This window comes from Aquitalea sp. USM4, assembly GCF_004328945.1.
Lineage (GTDB): Bacteria > Pseudomonadota > Gammaproteobacteria > Burkholderiales > Chromobacteriaceae > Aquitalea > Aquitalea pelogenes.
Window position 1 is genome coordinate 506,492 of the sequence record NZ_CP029539.1, and the last position, 24,775, is coordinate 531,266.

Annotated in this window: 23 protein-coding genes; 2 read left to right on the forward strand and 21 right to left on the reverse strand. The window is 58.7% G+C overall.

The window, feature by feature from the left end; genetic code table 11:
• Window positions 1–146: 146 nt before the first annotated feature.
• Complete coding sequence (gene acpA, locus DKK66_RS02275; RefSeq protein ID WP_131355193.1) at window positions 147–1,763, reverse strand: acid phosphatase; 1,617 nt, start codon at window positions 1,761–1,763, stop codon at window positions 147–149.
• Between the two features lie 298 nt (window positions 1,764–2,061).
• On the opposite strand from acpA, the gene DKK66_RS02280 reads away from it, so the two are divergent.
• Window positions 2,062–3,219, forward strand: a complete 1,158-nt coding sequence (locus DKK66_RS02280; protein ID WP_242673552.1) for a cytochrome-c peroxidase — start codon at window positions 2,062–2,064, stop codon at window positions 3,217–3,219.
• Window positions 3,220–3,231: 12 nt separating this feature from the next.
• Here the strand turns inward: DKK66_RS02280 and DKK66_RS02285 are convergent, their stop codons facing one another.
• The 17 genes from DKK66_RS02285 to ndk all read right to left on the reverse strand — a co-directional run bounded on the left by DKK66_RS02285 (window position 3,232) and on the right by ndk (window position 20,287).
• Window positions 3,232–3,678, reverse strand: coding sequence for a heme-degrading domain-containing protein (locus DKK66_RS02285; RefSeq protein ID WP_370302979.1), 447 nt, complete (start codon window positions 3,676–3,678; stop codon window positions 3,232–3,234).
• A 41-nt stretch (window positions 3,679–3,719) separates the two neighbouring features.
• The gene (locus tag DKK66_RS02290) at window positions 3,720–4,769 is read right to left on the reverse strand and encodes an oxidoreductase (RefSeq protein WP_131355199.1); all 1,050 of its coding nucleotides are present in this window, start codon (window positions 4,767–4,769) and stop codon (window positions 3,720–3,722) included.
• Window positions 4,770–4,908: 139 nt separating this feature from the next.
• Window positions 4,909–6,204, reverse strand: coding sequence for an adenylosuccinate synthase (locus DKK66_RS02295; protein WP_131355202.1), 1,296 nt, complete (start codon window positions 6,202–6,204; stop codon window positions 4,909–4,911).
• Window positions 6,205–6,236: 32 nt separating this feature from the next.
• Window positions 6,237–7,388 (reverse strand): ATP phosphoribosyltransferase regulatory subunit, encoded by a 1,152-nt coding sequence (locus DKK66_RS02300; RefSeq protein ID WP_045844763.1) that lies wholly within the window; start codon window positions 7,386–7,388, stop codon window positions 6,237–6,239.
• Between the two features lie 111 nt (window positions 7,389–7,499).
• Window positions 7,500–8,366 (reverse strand): protease modulator HflC, encoded by an 867-nt coding sequence (gene hflC, locus DKK66_RS02305; RefSeq protein WP_370302754.1) that lies wholly within the window; start codon window positions 8,364–8,366, stop codon window positions 7,500–7,502.
• Window positions 8,367–8,379: 13 nt separating this feature from the next.
• Window positions 8,380–9,606 (reverse strand): FtsH protease activity modulator HflK, encoded by a 1,227-nt coding sequence (gene hflK / locus DKK66_RS02310; protein ID WP_239689624.1) that lies wholly within the window; start codon window positions 9,604–9,606, stop codon window positions 8,380–8,382.
• The gene (hflX, locus tag DKK66_RS02315; RefSeq protein WP_045844771.1) at window positions 9,575–10,705 is read right to left on the reverse strand and encodes a GTPase HflX; all 1,131 of its coding nucleotides are present in this window, start codon (window positions 10,703–10,705) and stop codon (window positions 9,575–9,577) included. The genes hflK and hflX overlap by 32 nt, the downstream gene beginning before the upstream one ends.
• Window positions 10,706–10,844: 139 nt before the next feature.
• Entirely contained in the window at window positions 10,845–11,102 is a 258-nt protein-coding gene (gene hfq, locus DKK66_RS02320; RefSeq protein WP_045844760.1) for an RNA chaperone Hfq, read from the reverse strand.
• Window positions 11,103–11,191: 89 nt separating this feature from the next.
• Window positions 11,192–12,604, reverse strand: a complete 1,413-nt coding sequence (der, locus tag DKK66_RS02325; protein WP_045844759.1) for a ribosome biogenesis GTPase Der — start codon at window positions 12,602–12,604, stop codon at window positions 11,192–11,194.
• A gap of 8 nt (window positions 12,605–12,612) precedes the next feature.
• The gene (gene bamB / locus DKK66_RS02330; protein ID WP_045844758.1) at window positions 12,613–13,752 is read right to left on the reverse strand and encodes an outer membrane protein assembly factor BamB; all 1,140 of its coding nucleotides are present in this window, start codon (window positions 13,750–13,752) and stop codon (window positions 12,613–12,615) included.
• A gap of 3 nt (window positions 13,753–13,755) precedes the next feature.
• Window positions 13,756–14,385, reverse strand: a complete 630-nt coding sequence (locus DKK66_RS02335; RefSeq protein ID WP_045844757.1) for a tetratricopeptide repeat protein — start codon at window positions 14,383–14,385, stop codon at window positions 13,756–13,758.
• A 17-nt stretch (window positions 14,386–14,402) separates the two neighbouring features.
• Complete coding sequence (gene hisS / locus DKK66_RS02340) at window positions 14,403–15,674, reverse strand: histidine--tRNA ligase (protein WP_045844756.1); 1,272 nt, start codon at window positions 15,672–15,674, stop codon at window positions 14,403–14,405.
• Between the two features lie 54 nt (window positions 15,675–15,728).
• A complete protein-coding gene (ispG, locus tag DKK66_RS02345; protein WP_131355207.1) occupies window positions 15,729–17,012 on the reverse strand; it encodes a flavodoxin-dependent (E)-4-hydroxy-3-methylbut-2-enyl-diphosphate synthase in 1,284 nt (427 codons plus the stop codon).
• A 14-nt stretch (window positions 17,013–17,026) separates the two neighbouring features.
• Window positions 17,027–17,956, reverse strand: coding sequence for a RodZ domain-containing protein (locus DKK66_RS02350; protein ID WP_131355210.1), 930 nt, complete (start codon window positions 17,954–17,956; stop codon window positions 17,027–17,029).
• Between the two features lie 2 nt (window positions 17,957–17,958).
• Complete coding sequence (gene pilW, locus DKK66_RS02355; RefSeq protein ID WP_239689626.1) at window positions 17,959–18,702, reverse strand: type IV pilus biogenesis/stability protein PilW; 744 nt, start codon at window positions 18,700–18,702, stop codon at window positions 17,959–17,961.
• Window positions 18,699–19,793 (reverse strand): 23S rRNA (adenine(2503)-C(2))-methyltransferase RlmN, encoded by a 1,095-nt coding sequence (gene rlmN / locus DKK66_RS02360; RefSeq protein ID WP_131355213.1) that lies wholly within the window; start codon window positions 19,791–19,793, stop codon window positions 18,699–18,701. The genes pilW and rlmN overlap by 4 nt, the downstream gene beginning before the upstream one ends.
• 68 nt (window positions 19,794–19,861) lie before the next feature.
• Window positions 19,862–20,287 (reverse strand): nucleoside-diphosphate kinase, encoded by a 426-nt coding sequence (gene ndk, locus DKK66_RS02365; protein ID WP_059287534.1) that lies wholly within the window; start codon window positions 20,285–20,287, stop codon window positions 19,862–19,864.
• A 139-nt stretch (window positions 20,288–20,426) separates the two neighbouring features.
• Between ndk and DKK66_RS20645 the strand changes: the two genes are divergently transcribed.
• Window positions 20,427–21,275: an SPOR domain-containing protein gene (locus DKK66_RS20645; RefSeq protein ID WP_131355216.1), complete on the forward strand. Its 849-nt coding sequence runs from the start codon at window positions 20,427–20,429 to the stop codon at window positions 21,273–21,275.
• A gap of 162 nt (window positions 21,276–21,437) precedes the next feature.
• On the opposite strand, the gene DKK66_RS02375 is transcribed toward DKK66_RS20645, so the two are convergent.
• The 3 genes from DKK66_RS02375 to iolE form a co-directional block, all read right to left on the reverse strand.
• Window positions 21,438–22,931: a CoA-acylating methylmalonate-semialdehyde dehydrogenase gene (locus tag DKK66_RS02375; protein WP_131355219.1), complete on the reverse strand. Its 1,494-nt coding sequence runs from the start codon at window positions 22,929–22,931 to the stop codon at window positions 21,438–21,440.
• A 116-nt stretch (window positions 22,932–23,047) separates the two neighbouring features.
• Window positions 23,048–23,845, reverse strand: coding sequence for a 5-deoxy-glucuronate isomerase (gene iolB / locus DKK66_RS02380; protein WP_045846018.1), 798 nt, complete (start codon window positions 23,843–23,845; stop codon window positions 23,048–23,050).
• Window positions 23,842–24,759, reverse strand: coding sequence for a myo-inosose-2 dehydratase (iolE, locus tag DKK66_RS02385; RefSeq protein WP_131355222.1), 918 nt, complete (start codon window positions 24,757–24,759; stop codon window positions 23,842–23,844). The genes iolB and iolE overlap by 4 nt, the downstream gene beginning before the upstream one ends.
• Window positions 24,760–24,775 lie beyond the last annotated feature (16 nt).

Here is a 24,775-nt window from a genome sequence, read left to right on the forward strand (position 1 = left end):
GTCGTGTCAAAGCGGTAGAAAATCTGAATTCAGTCTAACAGCTTGACCCAAACCCACCGCAAGGATCTTACAAACAAGTGTTGCGGATGACGGAATAAAACAAGGCAGCACATAGCTGCCTTGTTTGTGATGACACATCCGGGGCGTTACTGCGCAGGTAACTGCAAGGCGTTGCTGAGGTCACCCATAGGGGCTGACCCATGAGCGCGCAAACCGGCATCACGTTCCAGTACGCCAGGCAAAGGTTGCAACTCAAAACGGCGCGTCAGGAAGCGCAGGATGGAGCCGGTATCGTATTGCGTGTGATCGACAAAGCCTTTGCGGGCATAGGGAGAAATGATGATGGCAGGAATTCGGCTACCCGGACCCCAGCGGTCACCTTGCGGGACCGGTGCATGGTCGTAGATGCCACCGTTTTCATCGTAAGTCACCACAATCAGCATGTTCTTCCATTGCGGGCTCTGCTGCAGACGGGCAATAACCTGGGCAATGTGCTCGTCGCCATCTGCCACGCTGGCATAACCTGCATGCTGGTTGACATTCCCTTGCGGTTTATAGAATGAAACTGCCGGCAGCTTCCCGGCTTGTGCAGCCTGGAGGAACTCTGCATCAAAATCCTTCAGGTGTGCCTGACGATTAGCCTGCCGGGTAAGCGGGTCAAAGTCGGCGTAATAGTTGAAGGGCTGATGATGAGGCTGGAAGTTAGGCGTACTGCCATTGTAGATATTGCTGCGCGCGGCGAGCGCAGCATTCCAGCCACCGGCATACCAGGCCCAGCTCACACCTTTGGCGCTCAGCCGATCCCCGATGGTCGGGCCGTTCTGGGCTGGCAAGGTGGTTGCCTTGGCAGTATCCGCATACTGACTTGCTCCGTTGGCAGCCGGGGCATTGCCACTGGGCTGATATAACGGCTGCATGGTGTTTACTGCATAGAACATGCCCTGCTGGTCTTTTGGCGTCAGGTTGCCATCATTCTTGTAGCTTGGTTTGCCCTCCAGAACCGATGGTTTGGCACTGGTGGCGGGAGTCAGCCGCAGGAAGTGTCCCTGTGCATCGGTGTCGATGGCCGAGATGGAATCGCGAGCCGGCGAGTCAGCTGCATCTGCATGCGGATATTGCGGAGCACAGGCGCAAATCAGGTACTGGTGATTGAGGAAGGAACCACCAAAGGCACCCATGAAGAAGTTGTCGGCCAGCGTGTACTGACGCGCCAGCTTCCACAAGGCCATTTTACTGCCATCGTAATACCCCATGCTCAGACCGCCGGCATCGGAATAAGTGGCAAACTTGTCGTTGGCACCACCATTGATCTGCATCTGGTTGTTATAAAAACGGTGAACCAGATCTCGTGTCGTGACATCCTGCGCAATCACGGTGCCGCTGCCCTGCACTCCTTTGGGATCATCCAGCTGGTACGGCCGGTTGGGCCAGCCCATGGTTTGTGCCTGGGACAAGGTGACTCGCTGCCCGGCTACCGTCAGCCCCCCCCAGGTCGGCGGTAATACAGGGAGCACGGAACCATCAAAATCCTTCTGCGGGATGTACGCACCACGCGAAGAGGGGTTCACCCCGGGTATGCCGTTTGCACCGGGAAACAGCCCGTACAAATTATCAAAAGCACGGTTTTCGGCAAAAATGACCACTACGTTCTGGATGGCATCAAGCGAGCCGGCAGTAGTCGGTGCCGCTACAGGCATGCTGTTACACCCCGCCAGAGCAAGGGTCAGCGCCATCGGTGCCAACAAGGACCTGGAAATTTTCATGTCTGTCTCCGTATGCTGAATACCAGCGATTGTCGCTGCGGCGTGTTGCAGCATGATGATGGATTAGAAACTGAAAATTATTGATGCGGCAAGCTGGCAGTTACTGGCCCTTGTACAGAGACTTAACGTCATCAGCCCGTGATGAAACTACGCTATGTTGCAACAATCCTGTCGTCGATCAAGCACCATGCACCACTCCACCACCCTGTTACGTATTTCCTTTTGGCTAGGCGGTTTTCTGCTGCTCGGCAGTCTTTGCGCATGCACACAAGCAGGCAAGCAAGCGCAAGTCAGCTCGATGGCCGGTATTTATGCAGTCAGTTCGATACCAGACAACCACCAGCTGACCCAGCTGGGACGCCAGCTGTTCTTTGAAACCACGCTGTCGGCCAATGGCAAGCAATCCTGTGCCAGTTGTCACAGCCCGGATCATGCTTATGGCCCTCCGGATGGCAAGTCGGCACAACTTGGCGGGCTGGATGGCAAGCAAATGGGTAACCGTGCCGTGCCGTCCCTGCGCTATTTGCAGACCGTACCGCCTTTTAGCGAGCACTTCCGCGACAACGATGGCAATGACAGTGAGGATGCTGGACCAACAGGGGGCTTTACCTGGGATGGTCGTGCTGCCAGCTTGCACGAACAGGCGTCCATTCCATTGCTGGCAAGCAATGAGATGGCCAATGCCAGCGCAGACCAGGTGGTGAAGCAGCTAGAAGGCAGTGCAAGTGCCAACGCCTTCATGGCAGTTTTCGGCAAGGATATTTTCCAGCATCCGGCACAAGCCTTCGACAAACTGGTACTGGCACTGGAGGTATTTCAGCAAAACCCGGCCGATTTTTATCCGTATAGCAGCAAATATGATGACTGGCTCCGGGGCAAGGCTGAACTGAGCCGTCAGGAGATGCGCGGCTTGCAAGTATTCAACAATCCGGACAAGGGCAACTGTGCCGCCTGTCATTTGAGTGAGCGCCAGGCCGATGGTGCTTTTCCGGCGTTTAGCGACTTTGGCCTGATTGCGCTGGGTGTACCACGCAATCGGCAACTGGAAATAAATCGGAATACGGCATTCCACGATATGGGTCTATGTGGACCGGTGCGCCAGGATATGCAGAAAGCAGAATACTGCGGGCTATTTCGGACCCCGTCCTTGCGCAATGTGGCCACACGCAAGGTGTTTTTCCACAATGGGGTATTCCATGATTTGCGCAAGGCGGTGGAATTTTATGCCAGCCGTGATACCCAACCGGAAAAATGGTACCCCGTCGCCAGCAATGGCCAGCCGGTGATGTTTGACGACTTGCCGACGGTTTATCATGGCAACATCAACCGCGATGCCCCTTTTAGCGGAAAAAAGGGCGCATCGCCGGCGCTTAACGCACAAGAAATCAACGACTTGCTGGCATTTCTCGGCACACTGACGGATGCAGATGCCCGCCCGGCACGCAGCGGGCCATAGGGGCCGCTCCGCTTACACATCCAGTCTGGGTACATCAGCCTGACCTAGTATGGCAGCCAGCACATCCACCACCAGTTGGTGGTCCTCGCGTTGTGGCAAGCCGGATACCACGACCGAGCCGACACACACGCCGCCTTCCAGCAGCAGCGGAAACCCGCCGCCATGGGTAGCGTAATCTGCCAATGGCAGTCCGTTCTTCTCCTGCAGGCTGGTTTGCTGACGCTGGCAATCCAGCCCGATGGCCAGTGAGCTGCGCTCGAACTTCTGCACCACATTATGCTTGCGCCTGGCCCAGTCCTCGTTATTGGCTGTGGCACCCGGCATCAGGCACTGAAAGCGCCTGGTCTGGTTGAGAGTAAGCACAATCGCCAGTGCGGCACCACGCCGTATCGCATCCTCCCGCAGACGGCAACCCACCAGCCACGCGGTATCCGCATCGAATTGCTTGAATTGCAGCAGGGCTTCCTACTGCGCAATGATCTGCAAATCCTGCTCGATACTCACAGCACCTCCTCCGCAGAGATTTCACGCCCCGACTCAGCGCTACGCACGGCGCGCTCCAGCCACTCCATCACGTTGGCGGCTTCGGCAGCAGGCACCGGATTACTGTCCTGCCCACGGATGGCCGCAGCAACACGCTGGTAGTAACAACGATAGTCACCAACCTGATTAGCCCATTGCGTATGACGGCTCACATCACCTTCAGCCACGATCAACTGCCCCGGCAGAGGGTCATTGCCCCATCCTTCTGCGCCCACAGCCTTGCCCTGCTTCAAGTCCGACTCCTGCGTATCCAGTCCGTATTTGACGTAGCTGGCCAGATCGCCATGCACCGCATAGCGCGGGATACCGCCACTCACCAGGCATGAGCCATGCAATACCACGTGCGTTGCCGGATAGCGCAATTGCACATGGAAATAATCCGTTGCCTTGGCGCCCTGACGCTGCGTGGCAAGAAAGGCGGTAACTCCCAGAGGACGCCCGAACAACAATAAGGCCTGATCCAGCAGGTGCGGACCCAGGTCGTACCACAAACCACTACCGGCCCCGCCCTGCTCACGCCAGCGCTGTCGTACTTCAGGGCGGTAGCGGTCAAAGTGCGAGGCAAACTGGCTGATCTGCCCCAAGCGGCCACTTTCCACCAACTGGCGTAGGGTCAGAAAATCTGCATCCCAGCGACGATTATGGAAAACGGATAACAACACGCCCTGCTGCTTTGCCAGCTCATCCAGCTCTCTTGCCTCGCTTAGCGTGACGGTAAACGGCTTGTCGACGACAACATGCTTGCCAGCCAGCAGCGCAGCGCGTGCCTGTTCGAAATGCAAGTCATTAGGGGTGGCAATCACAATCAGGTCGACCGCTGCATCTTGCAAAGCCTGTTCAAGCGAGGGCCAGCACCGTGCATCAGGCCAGTCAGCCTGCAACTGCTCGGGCTTGCTGCTGACAATCCCGTACAGGCGCAGGTCCTGGCAGGCGGCAATCAAGGGAGCATGGAAGGTTTTACCGGCATAACCATAGCCAAGCAGTACGGCATTCAAAGGTGTGCTCATGTCATTTCCAGGGGGAGGCAAGGCAGGTGAATCACGCGCTGGAGAGAGACTGCATCCAGGGTGTTAGCGCTATCATGCCAGCACTGATGCATAAAAAAAACCCACCGTATGAGGTGGGCTTTTTTGGATCAGGCCAGGATTACAGGCCGTAAGGATGACGCAGTACGATGGTTTCTTCACGGTCAGGACCGGTGGAAACGATATCGATCGGTGCACCACATACTTCTTCGATACGCTTCAGGTAAGCCTGGGCGTTAGCCGGCAGGTCTTCCCAGCGCTTCACACCAACGGTGGAATCCGTCCAGCCCGGCATGGTTTCGTAAACCGGTTCGCACTTGGTAACCGCATCGGAACCGAAGGGCAGAATGTCAATCTTCTTGCCATCGAGCATGTAGCCGGTGCACAGCTGGATTTCTTCCAGGCCGTCCATCACGTCCAGCTTCATCACGCACAGACCGGACACACCGTTGATCTGGATGGAACGCTTCAGCGCAGCGGCATCGAACCAGCCACAACGACGCGGACGACCGGTAACCGAACCGAACTCGTTACCACGCTTGGCCAGGAATGCGCCAATTTCGTTTTCCTGTTCGCTCGGGAAGGGACCGGAACCCACGCGGGTGCAGTAGCCCTTCACGATACCCAGCACGTAGCTGAGCATTTGCGGCGGAACGCCTGCACCCGGTGCTGCGGCACCAGCCACGCAGTTGGACGAGGTGACGAAGGGATAGGTACCGTGGTCGATATCCAGCAGGGTGCCCTGGGCACCTTCAAACAGGATGGGCGTACCGGCCTTGTCCATGTCGTACAGTGTGCGGGACACATCAGACACCATCGGCTTGATGCGCTCGGCCAGCTTCATGGTGTCAGCCAGGATGACTTCATAACTTACCGGGGCTGCCTTCAGCAGATTGGTCAGCAGGAAGTTGTAGTACTCAACGTTTTCCTTCAGCTTGGAGGCAAAACGTTCCGGATTGAACAGGTCGATCACCTTCAGTGCGCGACGGGCTACCTTGTCTTCATAGCAAGGGCCGATACCGCGACCGGTAGTACCGATCTTGCCAGCACCCAGCGCGGCTTCGCGCGCCTGATCCAGCGCCACGTGGTAAGGCAGGATCAGCGGACAGCCTTCGGCAATCTTCAGACGGGCCGAGGCATTCACGCCAGCAGCTTCCAGTTCGTCGATTTCCTTCAGCAGTGCCTCAGGCGACAGCACCACGCCATTACCGATGAAACATTCCACGCCTTCACGCAGAATGCCGGACGGAATCAGACGCAGTACGGTTTTCTTGCCATTCACCACCAGAGTGTGGCCCGCATTGTGACCACCCTGGAAACGTACCACAGCACGTGCGTGGTCGGTCAGCCAGTCAACGATCTTGCCCTTGCCTTCATCACCCCATTGGGTACCGATCACGACAACATTCTTGGACATTGGAAAAACCTCTTCTTCAGTCAAACTAAAAATCAGTTAAAGGGGACGATCTGCCAGCCGTCAGCGGCCGGAACCAGTTCACGGTTGCAGCCGATGGCCTCGGCTGATTCCCCCAGATAATCAATGATCACGACTTCGCCGCCGGCGCGCAGGCGCTCGACTTCTGCCTGTGCCGCTGGCAGATGGCGATTGGAAACGCGGATGCCCATGGCACTGCCGCGTTCCGGCAGGATCTGGATCAGATCACGCAGATCCAGACTGAAACCTGTTGCAGGACGAGCACGGCCAAAGCGACGACCGACATTGTCGTAGCGGCCACCACGGGCCAGTTCTACCGCCCAGCCCGGGGCATAGGCGGCAAAAATCAAACCGGTATGGTAGTGCGTGCCGCGCAGCTCGGACAGATCGAAGCTGATGGCAACACGGCCTTCAAAGGCACGGGCAATGGCAGTCAGCTGCATCAGTGCCAGTTCCACTTCCGGCAATGAAGGCAGGCGGGTACGCGCCTTTTCCAGCACGCTGGCCGGGCCGTAGAGTTCGGGCAGGGCCAGGAAGGCAGAACGATACGGTTCAGCCAGACCGGCAACCTGTTCGGCAATGCTGGCTGCATCCTTGTTTTGAAGGACGGCAAACAGCTCGCGCGTTGCCTGCGGTGACAAGCCTGCGGCATTGGCCAGACCACGGAAAATGGCGGTATGGCCGACGTCTAGACGCAGTTGCGGTACCTTGACCTGCTCCAGCGTGGACAACATCAGTTCGATGATTTCAATGTCCGCCTCGATACCGGCGTATCCATAAAGCTCGGCACCAACCTGCATGGGCTGGCGCGAGCTCATCAAACCGTTGGGACGGGTATGCACCACGCTACCGGCATAGCACAAGCGCGTCACACCGGTGCGATGGCCCAGCAGGTGAGCATCGATACGCGCCACCTGCGGGGTGATGTCGGCGCGCAACCCAAGCTGATGACCGGAGAGTTGGTCGTCCAGCTTGAAGGTTTTCAGATCCAGCGCGGTATCCCCTTCGGCGATCAGCGAATCGACATATTCGATCAGCGGCGGCAGGACCAGTTCATAGCCTGCACAGCGGAATTGTTCCAGCATCGCCGCCTTGGCAGACTCCACCTGGCGGGCAGTGGCGGGCAGAATGTCCGCAATGTATTCGGGTAACAGCCAGTTACGCATATTCCGTTTTCGACAAATAAAAGGCGGGATTCATCACCCCGCCCTGTTTACGGCAAACTGGCCGGGGTGTCCGGCCAGTCATGAAAACTGATTGTAGAATCAAGACAACGCTTACTTGCCCTTGCTGGCAGCCTGCGGGTTCTTGAAGTACTTGAAGAACTCGCTGTTCGGGTCCAGCACCATGACATCGCTCTTGTTCTTGAACGATTCCTTGTAGGCATCCATGCTACGCCAGAACGCGTAGAACTCCGGACTGCGGCCATAGGCTTCAGCATAAATTGCTGCTGCCCGGGCATCGCCAGCACCTTTCAGTTGCTGCGCCTTGTTGTAGGCCTCGGCAAGGATGACATCGCGTTGCTTTTCTGCTTCGGCACGGATGCGTTCAGCATCGGCAGCACCTTCGCTGCGCAACTGGCTGGCGACGGTACGACGTTCTGACTGCATGCGGTCATAGACAGAGTTACTTATTTTATCCGGAAAATCGACTCGTTTTAAGCGTACATCGAGAATTTCCACGCCTATTTTACGCGCATCTGCGTCTGCGCGCTTGCGAACCGTGTCCATCACCTCGTCCCGCTTGCCGGAAATCACGTCGGCAACCGTCTTCTGGCCAAACTCGGCGCGCAAGCCATCATTGATGGTTTGCTTCAGGCGGGCGACCGCTGCGGCTTCCGAACCAACGCTCTTGTAGAACTGTTCGACATCGACAATGCGCCATTTTACATAGCTATCCACCAGCACGTTCTTCTTCTCGCGGGTGTTGAACAGCTCTGGGGCTTCGGCATCGATAGTCAGCACGCGGCGGTCAAAATAACGCACATTCTGCAACAGCGGTATCTTGAAATGGATGCCCGGGGTAGTGATGATGCGGTTCACCTCGCCAAACTGGAAGACCATGGCGTACTGGCGCTGGTCGACAGTAAACAGCGACAGGCTGGCGATGAACAGGGCGGCAAGTACCGCGAGCAAGGTTGGCATGAGTTTCTGCATGTCAGCGCTCCCCGCCGAGAATGTCACGGCTGCGACCAAAATCACGACCATTCTTGTTACCACGCACGGCAGGTGCTACCGGAGCCGCAGGCTGCGCTGCTGCAGGTGCCGATGCTGCACTGGCGGTAGCGGGTGCAGTTGGCGCCGTTGCTTGCATCAGTTTGTCCAGAGGCAGGTAGAGCAGGCTATTGCCGCCCTTCTGATCCACAATGACCTTGCTGCTGGCACTCATTACCTGCTGCATCATGTCCAGGTAGAGGCGGTCACGCATGACCTTGGGGGCCTTGTTGTATTCCGACAACACTTGCTTGAATCGGGAGGCATCGCCTTCTGCCTCCGCTACCACTTTCTGCTGGTAGGCTTCCGCCTCCTGCTCCAGTCTGGCCGCCATGCCCTTGGCTTTGGGCACTACATCATTGGCGTAGGCCAAACCTTCGTTGCGTAGCTTGTCCTTATCCTGACCTGCCTTCACGGCATCATCAAATGCGGCCAGAACCTGCTCGGGTGGCTGGACGGCATTGATGTTGACCTTGGCAATGCGCACACCCAGGCCGTAACGATCCAGAATGTCCTGGATCACTTTTTGTGCGTCTGCGGCGATCTGGGCACGACCTTCATTCAGGACAAAGTCCACCTTGTTGCGGCCGACAACTTCGCGGATGGCCGTTTCCGTAGCCTGCTTGACGATATCGTTGGCATTACGGTCGGCAGAGGCATTGTTGAACAGGAAGGCCTTGGGGTCCTTCACGTCGTACTGGACCGAGAGTTGCACATCGATGATGTTCTGGTCTGCCGTCAGCATCAGCGACTCTTCCGGCACCTTGTTCTTGGCATTGCTGCGATACCCGACTTCCACGCTGCGCAGTTCGGTCAGGTTGACGATTTCAGCTTTCTCAAACGGGTAAGGCAGGTGCCATTGCAAACCCGGATCGGTGACGCGGCTGAAACTGCCCATGCGTAACACCACCCCCTGCTCCTTGGCATCCACGACATAAAATCCGCTACCCAGCCATAGTGCCGCCAGGACACCGACCACGGCGATGGCTCCGCCCTTGAATGCTGCCTTGGGTTCCGGGCCAGGCTGGCCTCCTGCCGGAGGACGGGCACCAAGCAAACGTGCCAGCTTCTGATTGAGCTGGCGGAATACTTCGTCTAGATCCGGCGGTCCGTCACTGCCCTGACGTCCCCGGTTTGGATCATTCTGCGACATATTCGTCTTGTTCTTCATGTTGGTTATCAGGTGACTGCAAGCGTTCGGCAAGTGCTTCACGCAAGAGTTCCAGCCCTTCCCCGGTGAGCGCGGACAGACGCACGGCCTGGATTTCACCATGCTCGTCCCGTTCGATGTCCGCTGGCAGCTGGCGCAAATCAGTCTTGTTCCACACAATCAGCTGCGGCACGGACTCGGCGCCGATTTCAGCCAGCACCTTGTTGACTTCTTCGATCTGAACATCGCGCAAGGGGTTGGAAGAATCGACCACATGCAGCAACAGGTCAGCCTGGATGGTTTCTTCCAGCGTGGCACGAAATGCGGCAACCAGGGTATGTGGCAAATCCCGGATGAAACCGACGGTATCCGAAACGATGATGGATGTTTCGGTATTGAGAAACAGCTTGCGGCTGGTGGTGTCCAGCGTGGCAAACAACTGGTCCGCCGCATAGGCACGTGCCTTGGTCAGCGCATTGAACAAGGTGGACTTGCCTGCGTTGGTGTAACCGACAATGGAGACCGAGGCAATGCCGGTGCGCTGACGACCACGGCGCTGGGTATTGCGCTGCTTCTGTACCTGGGCCAGGCGTTCTTTCAGTGCCTTTACCCGATTGCCCAGCAAGCGGCGGTCGGTTTCCAGCTGGCTTTCACCCGGTCCACGCAGACCAATACCACCCTTCTGGCGTTCAAGGTGAGTCCAGCCACGCACCAGACGGGTAGCGATATGCGACAGTTGCGCCAGTTCGACTTGCAGCTTGCCTTCATGACTACGGGCGCGCTGGGCAAAGATGTCCAGGATCAGGCTGGTACGGTCGATCACACGGCATTGCAGCGCGCGTTCCAGATTGCGCTCCTGCGCTGGCGATAGCTGGTGATTGAAAATCACCACATTCGCACCGGTGGCCCTCACCATCACCCCAACCTCTTCCACTTTTCCCTTGCCGGCAAACAAGGCGGCATCCGGACGCTGGCGCTTGCCCTGGATGATGCCAGTGACAGTGACATTGGCAGAGCGAACCAGCTCGGCACATTCGGCAACATTTTCCTGATGATCCGGATCACCAAAATCCAGACAGACCAGCACAGCCTGGTCTCCAATATCGGGACGATCAAACACAGTATTCAAAACCGTTATAAAGGGTTGCGCTGCAACTGCTGAGCATGGCTGCAGCCGAACCTGGCATGAAAAAAGGCCGACAAACCGTGTCTGGATGACACAGTCTGGCGGCCCGTGGAGGATTCAGCGCTCGGCCCGATCAGGCGTCTTGCTGATCCTGCTTCTGACCCGGATGTTCGTGCGGGATATTAACCGGACGGGCCGGTACCACGGTGGAGATGGCGTGCTTATATACCATCTGGGTTACCGTGTTCTTCAACAGCACGACGTATTGGTCAAAAGACTCGACCTGACCCTGCAGCTTGATACCGTTAACCAGATAGATGGAAACCGGCACGTGTTCCTTACGCAGGATGTTCAGGAACGGGTCTTGTAACATTTGCCCTTTAGAGCTCATTCGTTTTCTCCGAATCGTTGATTGTTGTATTAAGTAATCTTTAAAACCCGGCTGGCATGCTTATTTTTAGCAGAAAAAAACCCAGCCTACTATTTTTTACCACTCTTGCCCCAGCGCACTTCCTTCTCGCGCCCACGCATCTTGGACATCGGCTTGGGCTTGGCTCTGGACTTTTCCTTGGATTCTTCGGTATCGAAGGGGTTTTCCGAGGTTTTGTACTGTACCCGCAGTGGCGTACCCTGCAGTTTGAACACCTTGCGGAAGGTATGTTCCAGATAACGCGTATAACTTGCCGGAATCGCATCCAGTGCATTGCCGTGAATGACGATGATGGGCGGATTCATGCCGCCCTGGTGAGCATAACGCATCTTGGGACGCATCAGGCCCGAACGCGGCGGAGCCTGACGCTCAACTGCAACATTCAGCACACGGGTGAGCTTGGGCGTGGCCAGTTTGACCATGGCGGCCTGGTAGGCTTCGTCGATGGACTTGAACAGATCAGCCACACCACGGCCTTCGATGGCCGAGATGTAATGGAACTTGGCAAAGTCGAGGAAGCTGATCTTGCGGGCGATATCCCGCTTGATGGTTTCCTTTTGCTCGAAATCCAGGTTGTCCCATTTGTTGACTGCCACCACCAGCGCCCGGCCTGCTTCCAGTGCAAAACCGGCAATGGTGGCGTCCTGTTCGGAAATGTCCAGCTGCGCATCCAGCACCAGTACCGCGACGTTCGCGTCTTCAATGGCCTTCATGGTCTTGATGACGGAGAACTTTTCAATCGCTTCGTTCACCTTGCCACGACGACGTACACCTGCGGTGTCGATAATGGTGTAGGTATGGCCTTCGCGTTCAAAATCAATATAGATGCTGTCACGCGTTGTCCCGGCCTGGTCGAAGGCGATGACACGCTCTTCACCCAGAATGGCATTCACCAGCGTGGACTTGCCCACATTCGGGCGGCCGATGACGGCAAACTTCGGGTGATAGCGGTCTTCTTCTTCCACTTCTTCCGGGAAGTCTTCCAGCACCATGTCCATCAGTTCGCGCACGCCGTCACCGTGTGCGGCGGAAATCACCAGCGGCTGACCCAGTGCCAGTTCGTGGAATTCCGCTCCGGCAATGGCATGGCTGATGCCTTCGGCCTTGTTGACCACCAGGAAAACCGGTCGGTCGATCTGGCGCAGCCGGTTGGCGATGATCTTGTCCTGCGGAGTGATGCCGGTACGGCCATCCACCAGAAACACCACCGCATCGGCTTCGTCGACCGCCTGCAGGGTTTGCTTGGCCATCTCGAACAGGATGCCTTCGTCGACCACGGGTTCGAAACCGCCGGTATCCACCACCAGATACGGTTTGCCCCCGACGCGACCGTGACCGTAATGGCGGTCGCGAGTCAGGCCAGGCTGGTCGGCGACCAGTGCGTCACGGCTACGGGTGAGCCGGTTAAAAAGGGTCGACTTGCCCACATTGGGACGGCCGACCAGCGCTACGGTAGGTTTCATTACAACATTTACTCAATGGACAGCAGCGACAGGCGGCCACTTGCCGCTTGTACCAGAGCAGAAGAGCCCAGGGACAGGGGCTGGGCGACAGTGCCTTCGCTACCTAGTTTCACACGGCCCACCAGGCTGCCATTTTCATTGGACAGCAGGTGGCCATAGCCTTCGCCATCGATCACCAGAACAAAACGTCCGAGCATGGCGGGGCCAGATACATTACGGAATTTCAGGGCATCCGTTTTCCACAGGTTGCGGCCGGTAGTACGGTCATAGGCCCAGACCGAACCGTTTTCCGCAGTGACATACAGCTTGCTGGCATCCAACGCGACGCCACGGCTGGAGGACAACTCGCGCGACCACATCAGGTTGCCGCCCTTGGCATCAAAGCAGGCTACTTTTCCCTGGTAGGCCACGGCACACACCTGACCGTTTTCGTAGACCGGACGACTGGTGATGTCGGTAATGCGTTCCAGTTCGGTGGCACCACGCGGGTTGGCCACTACGCCTTCCCACAGGGTATTGCCATTGGCGGGGCTGATGATGTCCAGCTTGCCGCCAGGCAGGCCTACCATGACAGCTTCATTACCAACGGCCTGCATGGAGCCGGTATTGCGAACCAGCAGCTGCGGCTGCGTGTGGGATACCGACCATTGCTGCTTGCCGTCACTCAGGCTGAAACCGGTCAGACGGCCGTCATTGCTGCGCACCACCACCATGCTGCCAGCCACCTGCGGTGCTTCCAGAATGACGCTGGTGAGCGACTGCTCCCACAGTACCTTGCCGCTGTTACGGTCGGCGGCCAGCAGTTTGCCGTCCAGCGTGCCGACGATGACAGTATCACCCGCTACAGCCACACCTGCGGAAAGACCGCGCTTGAGCGCGATGTCAGCCGTTTGGCGACCGGTCAGGGCATCCACCACACGGATATGACCATCGGCATCGGCAGAAACCACATTACCGTTGGCATAAACCGGTGTGAATGTGCCATCGGATGCAGCTTGTGACAGCGTCCACTTCACTTTCAGCGCCTGGATGGGCTTGATGTCCGCCAGCGGTGTGGGCTTGGCAGCGACAGAACCTTCAAACCAGCTGGCACAACCAGCCAGCAAGAAGGAGGAGAGTACAGCGGTAACCAGCAGTTGGCGGCGCATCAATTAGGCTCCCAGTGCGTCAAGTTTGGTCTGAATGAACTGGCGGTTGGGCGAGTCGCCTACCAGCTTGGCAAGCGCAGCCTTGTAGGCGTCACGAGCGGCAGCCTTGTCGCCCTTGGCAGTCTGCACATCGCCGCGCAAATCAAGGAACAGGGCATCAAAGGCTGAAGGATGAGCCTGACCCAGTTCGGCCAGGGCTGCATCGTAATGCTTCTGGTCGAGCTGGATGGTGGCCAGACGCAGGTGCGCCACGGCAACCATGGATTCGTCCTTCACGTTTTGCACCACCCAGCCCAGTTGGGCCTGTGCCGTGGCCGGATCGTTCTTTTCGAAGGCGACCTTGGCGGCAAGCAAGGCAGCATCAGCAGCGTAAGCGGTGCCGGCATAGTCTGCCTGCAACTGCGCGGCAGCCGATTTTACCTTTGCAAGGTCCTGCGTCTGGGCAGCCTGCTCGACATCGGCAAACACCACGGCAGCCTTGCTGGCCTGTGCTGCCTGATAGTAGCCATAGCCCTTGTAGCCCAGATAGGCCACGCTGATGGCCAGTACCGCACCACCAATCAGTTTGCCCCATTGTTGCCAGAAGGCCTTCATGGAGTCGATCTGTTCCTGTTCCTGCAAGTCGTACGCCATTGCGCACCCCCCTTATATCAAGCCTTGATCGCGGCAATGGTCGCGGCTACCTGGTCCAGCACCACGGTTTGCTGTGCTGCTTCGGCACGCATGGGCTTGACCACGGCCTGACCTGCCGCCATTTCGTTTTCTCCGATGATGACGGCAAATTCGGCACCGCTGCCATCGGCCTTTTTCATTTGCGACTTGAAGCTGCCTTCACCCAGGTGCTGAATGACGGACAGGCCGGCATGGCGCAACTGCTGTGCCAGTTTCATCGCATACATGGCTGCACCATCGCCCTGCTGCACGATGTACACATCCACACTGCGTGCCGCCGGCAACAAACCCTTGTCCTGCAACAGCAGCAGCACACGCTCCAGGCCCATGCCAAAACCGATGCCCGGTGCCGGCTTGCCACCCAGTTGTTCAATCAGGCCATCGTAACGGCCACCGGCACATACCGTGCCTTGTGCGCCCAGTTCGGTGGTGACCCACTCGAACACGGACTGATTGTAGTAATCGAGGCCACGGACCAGACGCGGGTTTTCGACAAAGTCGATGCCCAGCGCGCCAATCATGGCCTTCCAGCCTTCGTAATGGGCACGCGAAGCTTCACCCAGATAGTCGGACAGGCGCGGCGCATTGTTGGCCATTTCCTGCAATGCCGGGTTCTTGGTATCCAGCACGCGCAGCGGGTTGGTATACAAACGGCGTTTGCCGTCTTCATCCAGAATGTCGACAAAGCCTTCCAGATAGCTGATCAGCGCCTTGCGATGCGCTGCACGCTCTTCGGCATTGCCCAGCGAGTTGATTTCCAGACGGACATACTGGCTCAGGCCCAGGCGTTGCCACAGGTCGGCGGTCATCGCGATGATTTCGGCGTCGATATCCGGGCCGGCAAAGCCCAGTGCCTCGATGCCCATCTGGTGGAACTGGCGGTAACGGCCTTTTTGCGGTTTTTCGTGGCGGAACATCGGGCCCATGTACCACAGTTTCTGCGTGGTGTTATACAGCAGGGTATGTTCCACCACGGCACGCAAGGTACCTGCGGTACCTTCCGGGCGCAGGGTCAGGCTGTCACCGTTGAGGCTGTCGACAAAGGTGTACATCTCCTTTTCGACCACATCGGTCACTTCGCCAATGGCCCGGACAAACAGCGGGGTGGTTTCCACAATCGGTGTACGGATGTTCTGATAGCCATAGTCGGCCAGCAGCTTGCGCAATACGCCTTCAAAGTATTCCCATTGGTACGACTCGGCGGGCAGTACATCATTCATGCCCTTGATTGCCTGCAATTTTTGCGCCATTTGATGTTTTTTCTTGCTATTCGGTTGATCTTGCCAGTCTGTAGCTGCCTGCGCTCAGCGCTGCGGCAGGATGGGAATGGTGCGTGCAGCCGGTGTTTCCCGGCGCTTGCTGCCACCTTCACCAAAACGGCTGTGAACATAGTTGTTCACCAGCGCCATGAATTCTGCCGCGATATTGTCGCCTTTCAGGGTGACATCCTTCTGGCCATCCACATAGACCGGTGCCACCGGCACTTCACCGGTACCGGGCAGCGAAATGCCGATGTCCGCGAGCTTGCTTTCGCCCGGGCCATTCACCACACAGCCCATCACCGCTACCTTCATGTCCTCCACACCCGGATATTGCAAACGCCATACCGGCATCTGCTCGCGCAGGTATGTCTGGATCTGGTCGGCCAGTTCCTGGAAGAAGGTGCTGGTGGTGCGGCCACAACCCGGACAAGCAGTCACCAGCGGGGTGAAGCTGCGCAGGCCCATGGTTTGCAGCAGCTCCTGCGCCACCACCACTTCGCGGGTACGTGCTTCGCCCGGCTGCGGGGTCAGCGAAATACGGATGGTGTCGCCAATGCCTTCCTGCAACAGGATGGCCAGCGCCGCGGAAGAAGCCACGATGCCCTTGCTGCCCATGCCAGCTTCGGTCAGACCCAGATGCAGCGGAAAGTCGCACCGGCTGCCCAGATCACGGTAAACAGTGATCAGGTCCTGCACATTGCTGACCTTGCACGACAGCAGGATGTTGTCAGCCGGCAAGCCAAGTTCCATCGCCTTGTCGGCAGATTCCAGCGCCGACACGATCAGCGCTTCGCGCATCACCAGTTCCAGCGGCAAGGGTTGCGGCTTGCTGTTATTGGCATCCAGCATGCGTGCCAGCAGGGCCTGATCCAGGCTGCCCCAGTTCACGCCGATGCGTACCGGCTTGTCCAGCTCGGCCGCGGTGCGGATCATGTAGGCGAACTTGTCGTCCCCCTTGGCACCCTTGCCGACATTGCCGGGATTGATACGGTATTTGGCCAGGGCGCGGGCACAGTCAGGGTATTCCTTGAGCAGGCGTTCGCCATTGAAATGGAAATCGCCCACCAGCGGGACATGACACCCCATGTCGTCGAGGCGCTGGCGGATTTCCGCCACGCGCGCGGCAGCTTCCGGCGAGTTGACCGTGATGCGCACCAGCTCGGAGCCGGCCTGGGATAACTGGTAAACCTGTTCTACGGTGGCGATGGCATCTGCCGTGTCGGTATTGGTCATGGACTGCACCACAACCGGTGCATCCGACCCCACCATGACATGCCCCACGCGTACCTGACGGGTGGGGCGTCGCGCGATATTCACGCTATTCATGCAACAATCCGCATTTACTTGAGTTCAATTTTGGCAGTAGTGCCACGAATCTTGTCGGCCAGCGCAACCGGCTGGCCGTTAAAACTGAGTTCGACCTGGGCCGCATTGCCAATTTTCAGCTGGAACGGCGGCGTACCGCTCAACTCCTTGCTGCCACCTGCTTCCAGCGTGCCAAATTGCAGTTTCTTGCCGGTGGCATCAATGACCGAGATCCACGCTGCCTGTTTGGCACTGAGGCTGATCTTGCCGGTAGCGGCTGCCGGTGCCGCATCCGCTGCACTCGGGATACTGGCCTGTGGCTTGCTGGCCACCGGGGCCGGCTGGGTCACTAGCGCAGGGGCTGATGCTGCCGGTTGCGTAGTCTCTGCCGGGGCAGTTTGCGGGGCGGATGCTGCCTCGGCCTGCGGCAAGGGTGCCGAGGCTGAAGTAGCCGCCGAAGCTGCCTGTTCCGTCAGCATGGGTTGCAAGGTTTGCTTGCTGTCATCTGCCTTGCTGGCAGGCCGGGACAGTAACCAGACTGCAGCAGCAGCCAGTACTGCCAGCACCAGGACAATGATCAGCCATTTGCCGGCTTTGCCGCCTGGGGCCTGCATGTTATCCAGTGCGTTTGCCTGTGGCGCATGCGCCACGGCATCACCCTGCGCCTCATGCTTGACCAGGTTGACCACGTCGTTGACCGCAGATGGAAAATGCTGCTCAAGTTGCTGCATCAGGGGTTCCGGATCCACATGCAGAAAACGGGCATAGTTCCTGACAAAACCACGTACAAAAGTGCTACCCGGCAGTTGCTGGAAATCATCGTGTTCGATGGCTTCCAGTTGCCGGATGGACAGCTTGAGCCGGTCTGCCACTTCGCCCAGACTCAGGCCGGCACGTTCACGGGCCGCCTTGAGCACCGCACCGACGCCAAGCCCTGAGAGCTGACCATTTGCTTCCTGTTCCATCTTCAGCTTCCGCTCAACAGCATTTGAGTTTCTTTGGAGTCCGGGTATTTGTTTTTCAGCAGGGCCGAATATTCCGCCTCATGCGACCGGTCTCCCCCTTTTCTGGCAATCTGCACACCCAGCCACAGCACATCGGCACCGGGCGGGGTATTCCCGACAATTTTCAGCAGGCGGGAAAAATAAAAGGATGCCAGCTTGGCATTGCCCAGCTCCAGATGCAAGGCCGCCAGCTCACGTAGCGCCGGCGGATAGTCCGGAGCCAGTCGCAGTGCGGTCAGCAGGTAATCGTTTGCCTGGGTGGTCTCCCCCAGCTTGACACTGCAGCGGCCCATATTGAGGTAGGCGGTCTGTGGTGTCTGGTACAAGGGGTTGGCAATAGCCTTTGCCAGGTAGTCCATCGCTGTGCGCGGGTGGTCGTGCTCGCACAGGAACTGGCCGTAGTTGTTATTGGCCTCCGGACTGGATGGATCGACCTGCAAAGCCTTCAGAAAGTTCTTCTCGGCATCGGCATCCAGATGCATGAGATTGAAAATGTAGGCGCGCGTCAGATAGGCACCGGCAAAGCTGTCATCGGCTTCGACGGCTTCATTGGCAGATTCCAGCGCCACGGGCAGGTTGCCCATCGATGCATATTCAACGGCCAGCTGGCTGCGGATTTCCGCCAGTTTCCGGTTGGCCGGAGCGGCGAATGCGACACAGGCATACGCCAACAGGCTTGCTGCCATCCACACTCGCCACTTGATCATTTTTCATTCTCCTGTGCGATCTGCATCCATTTGACCTGACGGCGGGTCTTGTCCATCACCTGCCCCGCCAGTTGCCCGCATGCTGCATCGATATCGTCGCCACGGGTTTTTCTTACGGTAACCACGTAGCCCTGCTCCTGCAACATTTCCCGGAAAATCCGGATTGCATTATTGCTGGAGCGGTCATAGCCGGAATTGGGGAAGGGGTTGAACGGAATCAGGTTGAACTTGCACGGTACGTCGCGTACCAGCTCCAGCAACTGCCGCGCATGTTCCGGCCGGTCGTTGATGCCGTCCAGCATCACGTATTCAAAGGTGATGAAATCGCGCGGAGCCTTTTCCAGATAGCGCTGGCAGGCGGCCATCAGTTCCTTGAGCGGATACTTTTTGTTGATCGGGACGATTTCATCACGAATGGCATCGTTGGGGGCGTGCAGGCTGACAGCAAGCGCCACCGGACAGGCTTCGCGCAGGCGGTCCATCTGCGGCACCAGGCCGGAGGTGGACAGCGTCACCCGACGGCGGCTGAGGCCGTAGCCGTGGTCGTCCAGCATGATCTGCAGCGCACTGACCACATTGTCGAAGTTGGCCAATGGCTCGCCCATGCCCATCATCACCACATTGGACACCACCCGTTCGTTCTTCGGGGTGATTCCCATGGCCTTGTTGGCCCACCACAGCTGGCCGATGATTTCGGCGGTGGAGAGATTGCGGTTGAAACCCTGGCGGCCGGTGGAGCAGAACGTGCACTCCAGCGCGCAACCCACCTGGGATGACACGCACAAGGTGCCGCGGTCGTCTTCCGGAATGAACACGGTTTCCACACCGTTGCCGGTGCCGACGTCAAGCAGCCACTTGCGGGTACCATCACTGGACGCCTGCCCGGTCATCAGCGACGGTACGCGCACCTCGGCCCTCTCGTGCAGCTTGGCACGCAGGCTCTTGGCCAGGTCGGTCATCGCGTCGAAATCGTCTTCGCCCATCTGGTGCATCCAGCGCATCACCTGCTTGGCGCGGAAGGGTTTTTCACCCATGGCGGCAAAGTGTTCGGTCAGCTGGTCCAGATTGAAGTCGAGCAGGTTGGTTTTCATGCAGTCCTCGGTAAAACAGCGGCAGCCACAGGGCTGCCGCCAGATACATCCATTACGGCAAAACGAGATTAACGGGAGTAGATCTCGGAAGCGGCAAAGAAGTAAGCCACTTCGATGGCAGCGTTTTCAGCGCTGTCGGAGCCGTGTACGGCGTTAGCGTCGATCGATTCGGCGAAGTCGGCGCGGATGGTGCCGGCGTCAGCCTTTTTCGGGTCGGTAGCGCCCATCAGTTCGCGGTTCTTGGCGATGGCGTTTTCGCCTTCCAGAGCCTGGATCATCACCGGGCCGGAAACCATGAAGTCAACCAGGTCCTTGAAGAAAGGACGTTCTTTGTGCACAGCGTAGAAGCCTTCGGCTTCAGCGCGGGACAGTTGCTTCAGCTTGGCTGCAACAATTTTCAGACCGGCGGATTCGAAACGGTCGTAGATCTTGCCAATCACGTTCTTGGCGACGGCATCCGGCTTAACGATGGACAGGGTACGTTCAATTGCCATAAAAATCTCCCAAATACTCCCAAATAACAGAACAAGTGGCTAAACTAGGCTTTAGTTTATCCACTCGGGTTACGCAATTCTGAGGAACCCGATATTTTACCAGCCTTTTCAAGCCTCTGCTGCATAAAAATTCAAGGCCATGACTGAACAAAACCACGGGCAGGACCACGGCCATGCGCCGGACGAACAAGACCTCAACAGCAAGCTGAAAAAACGCCTGGCGATTGCCGGTGGCCTGGTTGCGGTGGCACTGGCCGCCATTCCGGTGCTCGATGGCATGAAGAAGCCCAAGGTCGACATGACGGCAGCAGCACCGGTCAGCAGCTCGGGCAAGATTGTCAATGCCGCCTCCGCCCCTGTGGTTGAGGCCAGCGCTCCGGAGCCGCAAGTCGCCAGCGCGCCGGCAGTGGAAGCCAGCGCGCCGGAGACTGATGCCGGAACTTCGCCTTCGCCAGCGGCACCGATAGCCGCCACACCACAGACCCCGGATGTGAGCAAGACTCCGGCAGTAGCCAGTGCCAAACCGGTGGCACCACCAGCGGCACACCCGCCTGCCAGCAAGCCTGTCGTCAAAGCCGGCACCGGCAGTACAAGCACCGTCACCACCAGTACGCCAGCCCCGGCAGCGGCACCTGCGGTAAACACCGCAGCACCGCATGTGGCTGCCAGCAAACCCGCACCATCTGCCAGCACGGCCTCACCGGTGACGGTAAATAGTGCAGAAACCACCGCCCTGCCCCAGAGCGCGCCACTTTCCAAGGCCAAGCCGGAAGGCAGTTCGCTGGGTTACAAGTTGCAACTGGGCTTGTTCTCCAGCATGGGCAATGCTGAAAAGCTGGTGAAAGAACTAAAGGCCAAGGGTATCGAGGCCCATACCGAAACCCGTGTACAACTTGGACCGTTCAAGAACCGGGCCGAAGCCGACGAGGCCATGGCCAAGCTGCGCAGTCTGGGCTATACCCCGCTGCTGGCGCCTGCCGGACAGTAATTGCACCCAACGACACAGCGGCCCGCCCTTCAACAAGGCGGGCCTTTTGTTTGCTCCAATCAAAAAAAGGCAGCCAAGGCTGCCTGAAGGTCGATCAGAGGATGCAAACCATGTCCGAAACAAGAGAGGCCCGGCGACAAGCATGGCCCCTCTTGCTGCCGCTCAACCCAGGGTTGGCATGGCAAATTCTGCGCTCTGCACCTGCCCTGCCGGCCAGCGACTGGTGATGGCCTTCATGCGGGTGTAAAAACGCACACCTTCCGGGCCGTGCATGTGATGGTCGCCAAACAGCGAGGCTTTCCAGCCGCCAAAGCTGTGGAAGGCCATGGGCACCGGAATCGGCACATTGATGCCCACCATGCCCACCTGGATGCGATGGGCAAACTCACGCGCGGCACCGCCATTGCGGGTAAAGATGGCCGTGCCATTCCCATAGGCGTGCTGGTTGATCAGCTTTACTGCCGCTTCCAGACTGTCCACCCGCACCACGGCCAGCACCGGGCCGAAAATTTCTTCCTGATAGATGGTCATCTCCGGGGTGACATGATCGAACAGCGTGCCGCCGATGAAGAAGCCTTCCTCGCAGCCCGGCACCACCAGGCCACGGCCATCCACCACCAGTCTGGCCCCTTCGGCCACACCCTGTGCGATATAGCCAGTCACCTTGTCCAGATGCTGGCGCGTCACCAGCGGGCCCATTTCGGCCTTGGGGTCGGTACCGACATTGATGCGCAGCTGACGGGTACGCTCGGCCAGCCGCGCCACCAGTGTGTCAGCCACCTCACCCACGGCCACGGCCACGGAGATGGCCATGCAACGCTCGCCGGCCGAACCATAGGCCGCGCCCATCAGCGCTTCTATGGTCATGTCCAGATCGGCATCCGGCAGCACCACCATGTGGTTCTTGGCCCCGCCCAGCGCTTGCACCCGCTTGCCGTGTGCGGCACCGGTTTCATAGATATAGCGGGCAATCGGGGTGGAGCCGACAAAGCTGACCGCGGCCACATCCGGATGGGTAAGCAGGCCGTCTACCGCCAGTTTGTCGCCTTGCAGCACATTGAACACGCCATCCGGCAGCCCCGCTTCCTGCAGCCATTCGGCAATCAGCAAGGGGGCGGACGGGTCGCGCTCGGAAGGCTTGAGGATGAAGGTATTACCGCAGGCCAGCGCCACCGGGAACATCCACATCGGCACCATGGCCGGGAAGTTGAACGGTGTGATGCCGGCCACCACGCCCAGCGGCTGGCGCATGGTCCAGGCATCCACGCCGGTGGCCACCTGTTCGGTGTATTCGCCCTTGAGCAACTGCGGAATGCCGCAGGCAAACTCCACCACTTCCAGCCCGCGCTGCACTTCGCCCTGCGCGTCAGACTCCACCTTGCCATGCTCGCTGGAAATCACCGCTGCCAGTTCGCGCTGGCGTTCCTCCAGAATGCTTTTGAAGCGGAACAGGATGCGCGAGCGCTTGAGCGGGGACAGTGCCGCCCAGGCCGGAAACGCTGCGTGAGCGGCGGCCACCGCGGCCGCCACATCCTGCGGCTCGGCCAGGGCCACTTCGGCCTGCGGACGGCCCAATGCCGGGTTGAACACGGCACTGTAACGCTGTGCCACACCAGCAGTACGCTGGCCATTGATGAAATGCGGAATCTGCAACATGGTTTCTCCTTGCTGAGGGCAAGCCGGGGGCCTGCCCTTGAGCGGTGGGCATCAAATGGAAAATGAGCGGGAATGTGACGACCAGCGCCGGGCCAGGACAGCCCGGCACCGCGGCCTCAATCAGGCAGTTGCAACAGCCATTCGTGCTGCGGGTCGTTGTGGAAGGACCACTGGCGTTTGGGCCCGGCCATCACGTTGAGGTAATAGGACTGGTAGCCATAGGGCACGCACACCGGGTGATAGCCGCGCGGCACCATCATCACGTCGTGGTTTTCCACGGCGTGGGATTCGTCCAGGCTGCGGTCGTCGGTGTAGACCCGTTGGAAGGCAAAACCCTGCGGCGGGTCGATGCGGTGGTAATAAGTTTCTTCCAGTGCGCTTTCCGCTGGCAGATTGTCCAGATCGTGCTTGTGCGGCGGGTAGCTGGAAGAATGGCCGGACGGGGTGATCACCTCCACCACCAAGAGGCCGTCGGCCGGCTCGGTCTGCGGCAGGATGTCAGTCACATAGCGGGTATTTGCCCCCTTGCCGCGCACACTGCGCTGCATGCTGGCAGGTGCAATCAGCCGCACCTCGCGGCCCGGCTGGCCGGGTGCCGAGCACAAGGCCACTTCGGCCGGGGTCAGTGCGGTGATGGTAAGAGGCTCGCCGGCCGGGACATACACCGCCCACGGGGCCTGTTCGTCGAACACGCTGCTGCGCTCGCCCAGGCTGTCCCAGTACAGACTACCTGCCTGCACCGCCACCTTGCCGGTCAGCACCACCAGACAGCATTCACGCCCGGCATCCTGCCAGCTTTCCTGTTCGCCCACATCCAGTCGCACGGCGCGGAAACCCACATGTTGCCAACCGGCGCTTTGCGGGGTGATGTCGGCAATTTCGCGCCCTTTGCCTGCCTTGACCAACAAGCTCATGCCACATTCCTTTCCTGCTGATTGATGGCCGCCACCAGCGATGACAAGGTGCGATAGCCCTTGTCGGCGTATTCATAGCTGGGCGCGACGACCGGGTCCTGCTCGGCCTCCACCACCAGCCAGCCCTGATAACCGTGAACTGCCAGAGCACGCAAAATGGCTGCAAAGTCGATGCAGCCATCGCCCGGCACGGTAAACGCACCATTGATCACCGCCTGCAGAAAGCTCCAGTTGCCGTTCCAGGCCTGCTTCACCACTTGCGGGCGCACATCCTTGCAATGCACATGTACCACGCGGGCAATATGTTTGTTCAGCACGGCCAGCGCATCGCCACCGGCAAAAGTGATGTGGCCGGTATCAAACAGCAGGCCGACTTCCGGGCCGGTCACCGCCATCAACTGGTCGATGTCCTGCGCGGTTTCGACATAGGCCCCCATATGGTGGTGATAAGCCAGGGTGATGCCGCGTGATTGCAGATGGCGGGCAAATTCATTCAGCCGCGCGCCATAGGCCAGCCATTGCTGTTGACTGGTAAAACGCGGGCGCTTGTACAAGGGCTGGGGCTGGCCCTGAATGGCACTGGCCACCTCGCCATACACCATCACCTTGCAGCCGTTTTGCACCAGCAGCTGCAGATGCGGCTCCACGCGGCGGATTTCCTCTTCCACGCTGCTTTCCGCCAGATATCCGGAATGCCAGCCTGACACGCACTCCACGCCATAAGGCTGTAATACGGCAGCCAGCGTTTGCGGGTCGCGCGGAAACTTGTTGCCCAGCTCGAAGCCCTGATAACCGATGCGCGCACCTTCGCGCAAAATGGTGTCCAGCGTGACCTCCCCGCCCAGCGAGGGCAGGTCGTCATTGCACCAGGAAATGGGGTTGATGCCGATTTTTACCTTGAATGGCTTGCTCATTATTGTTCTCCCGGGT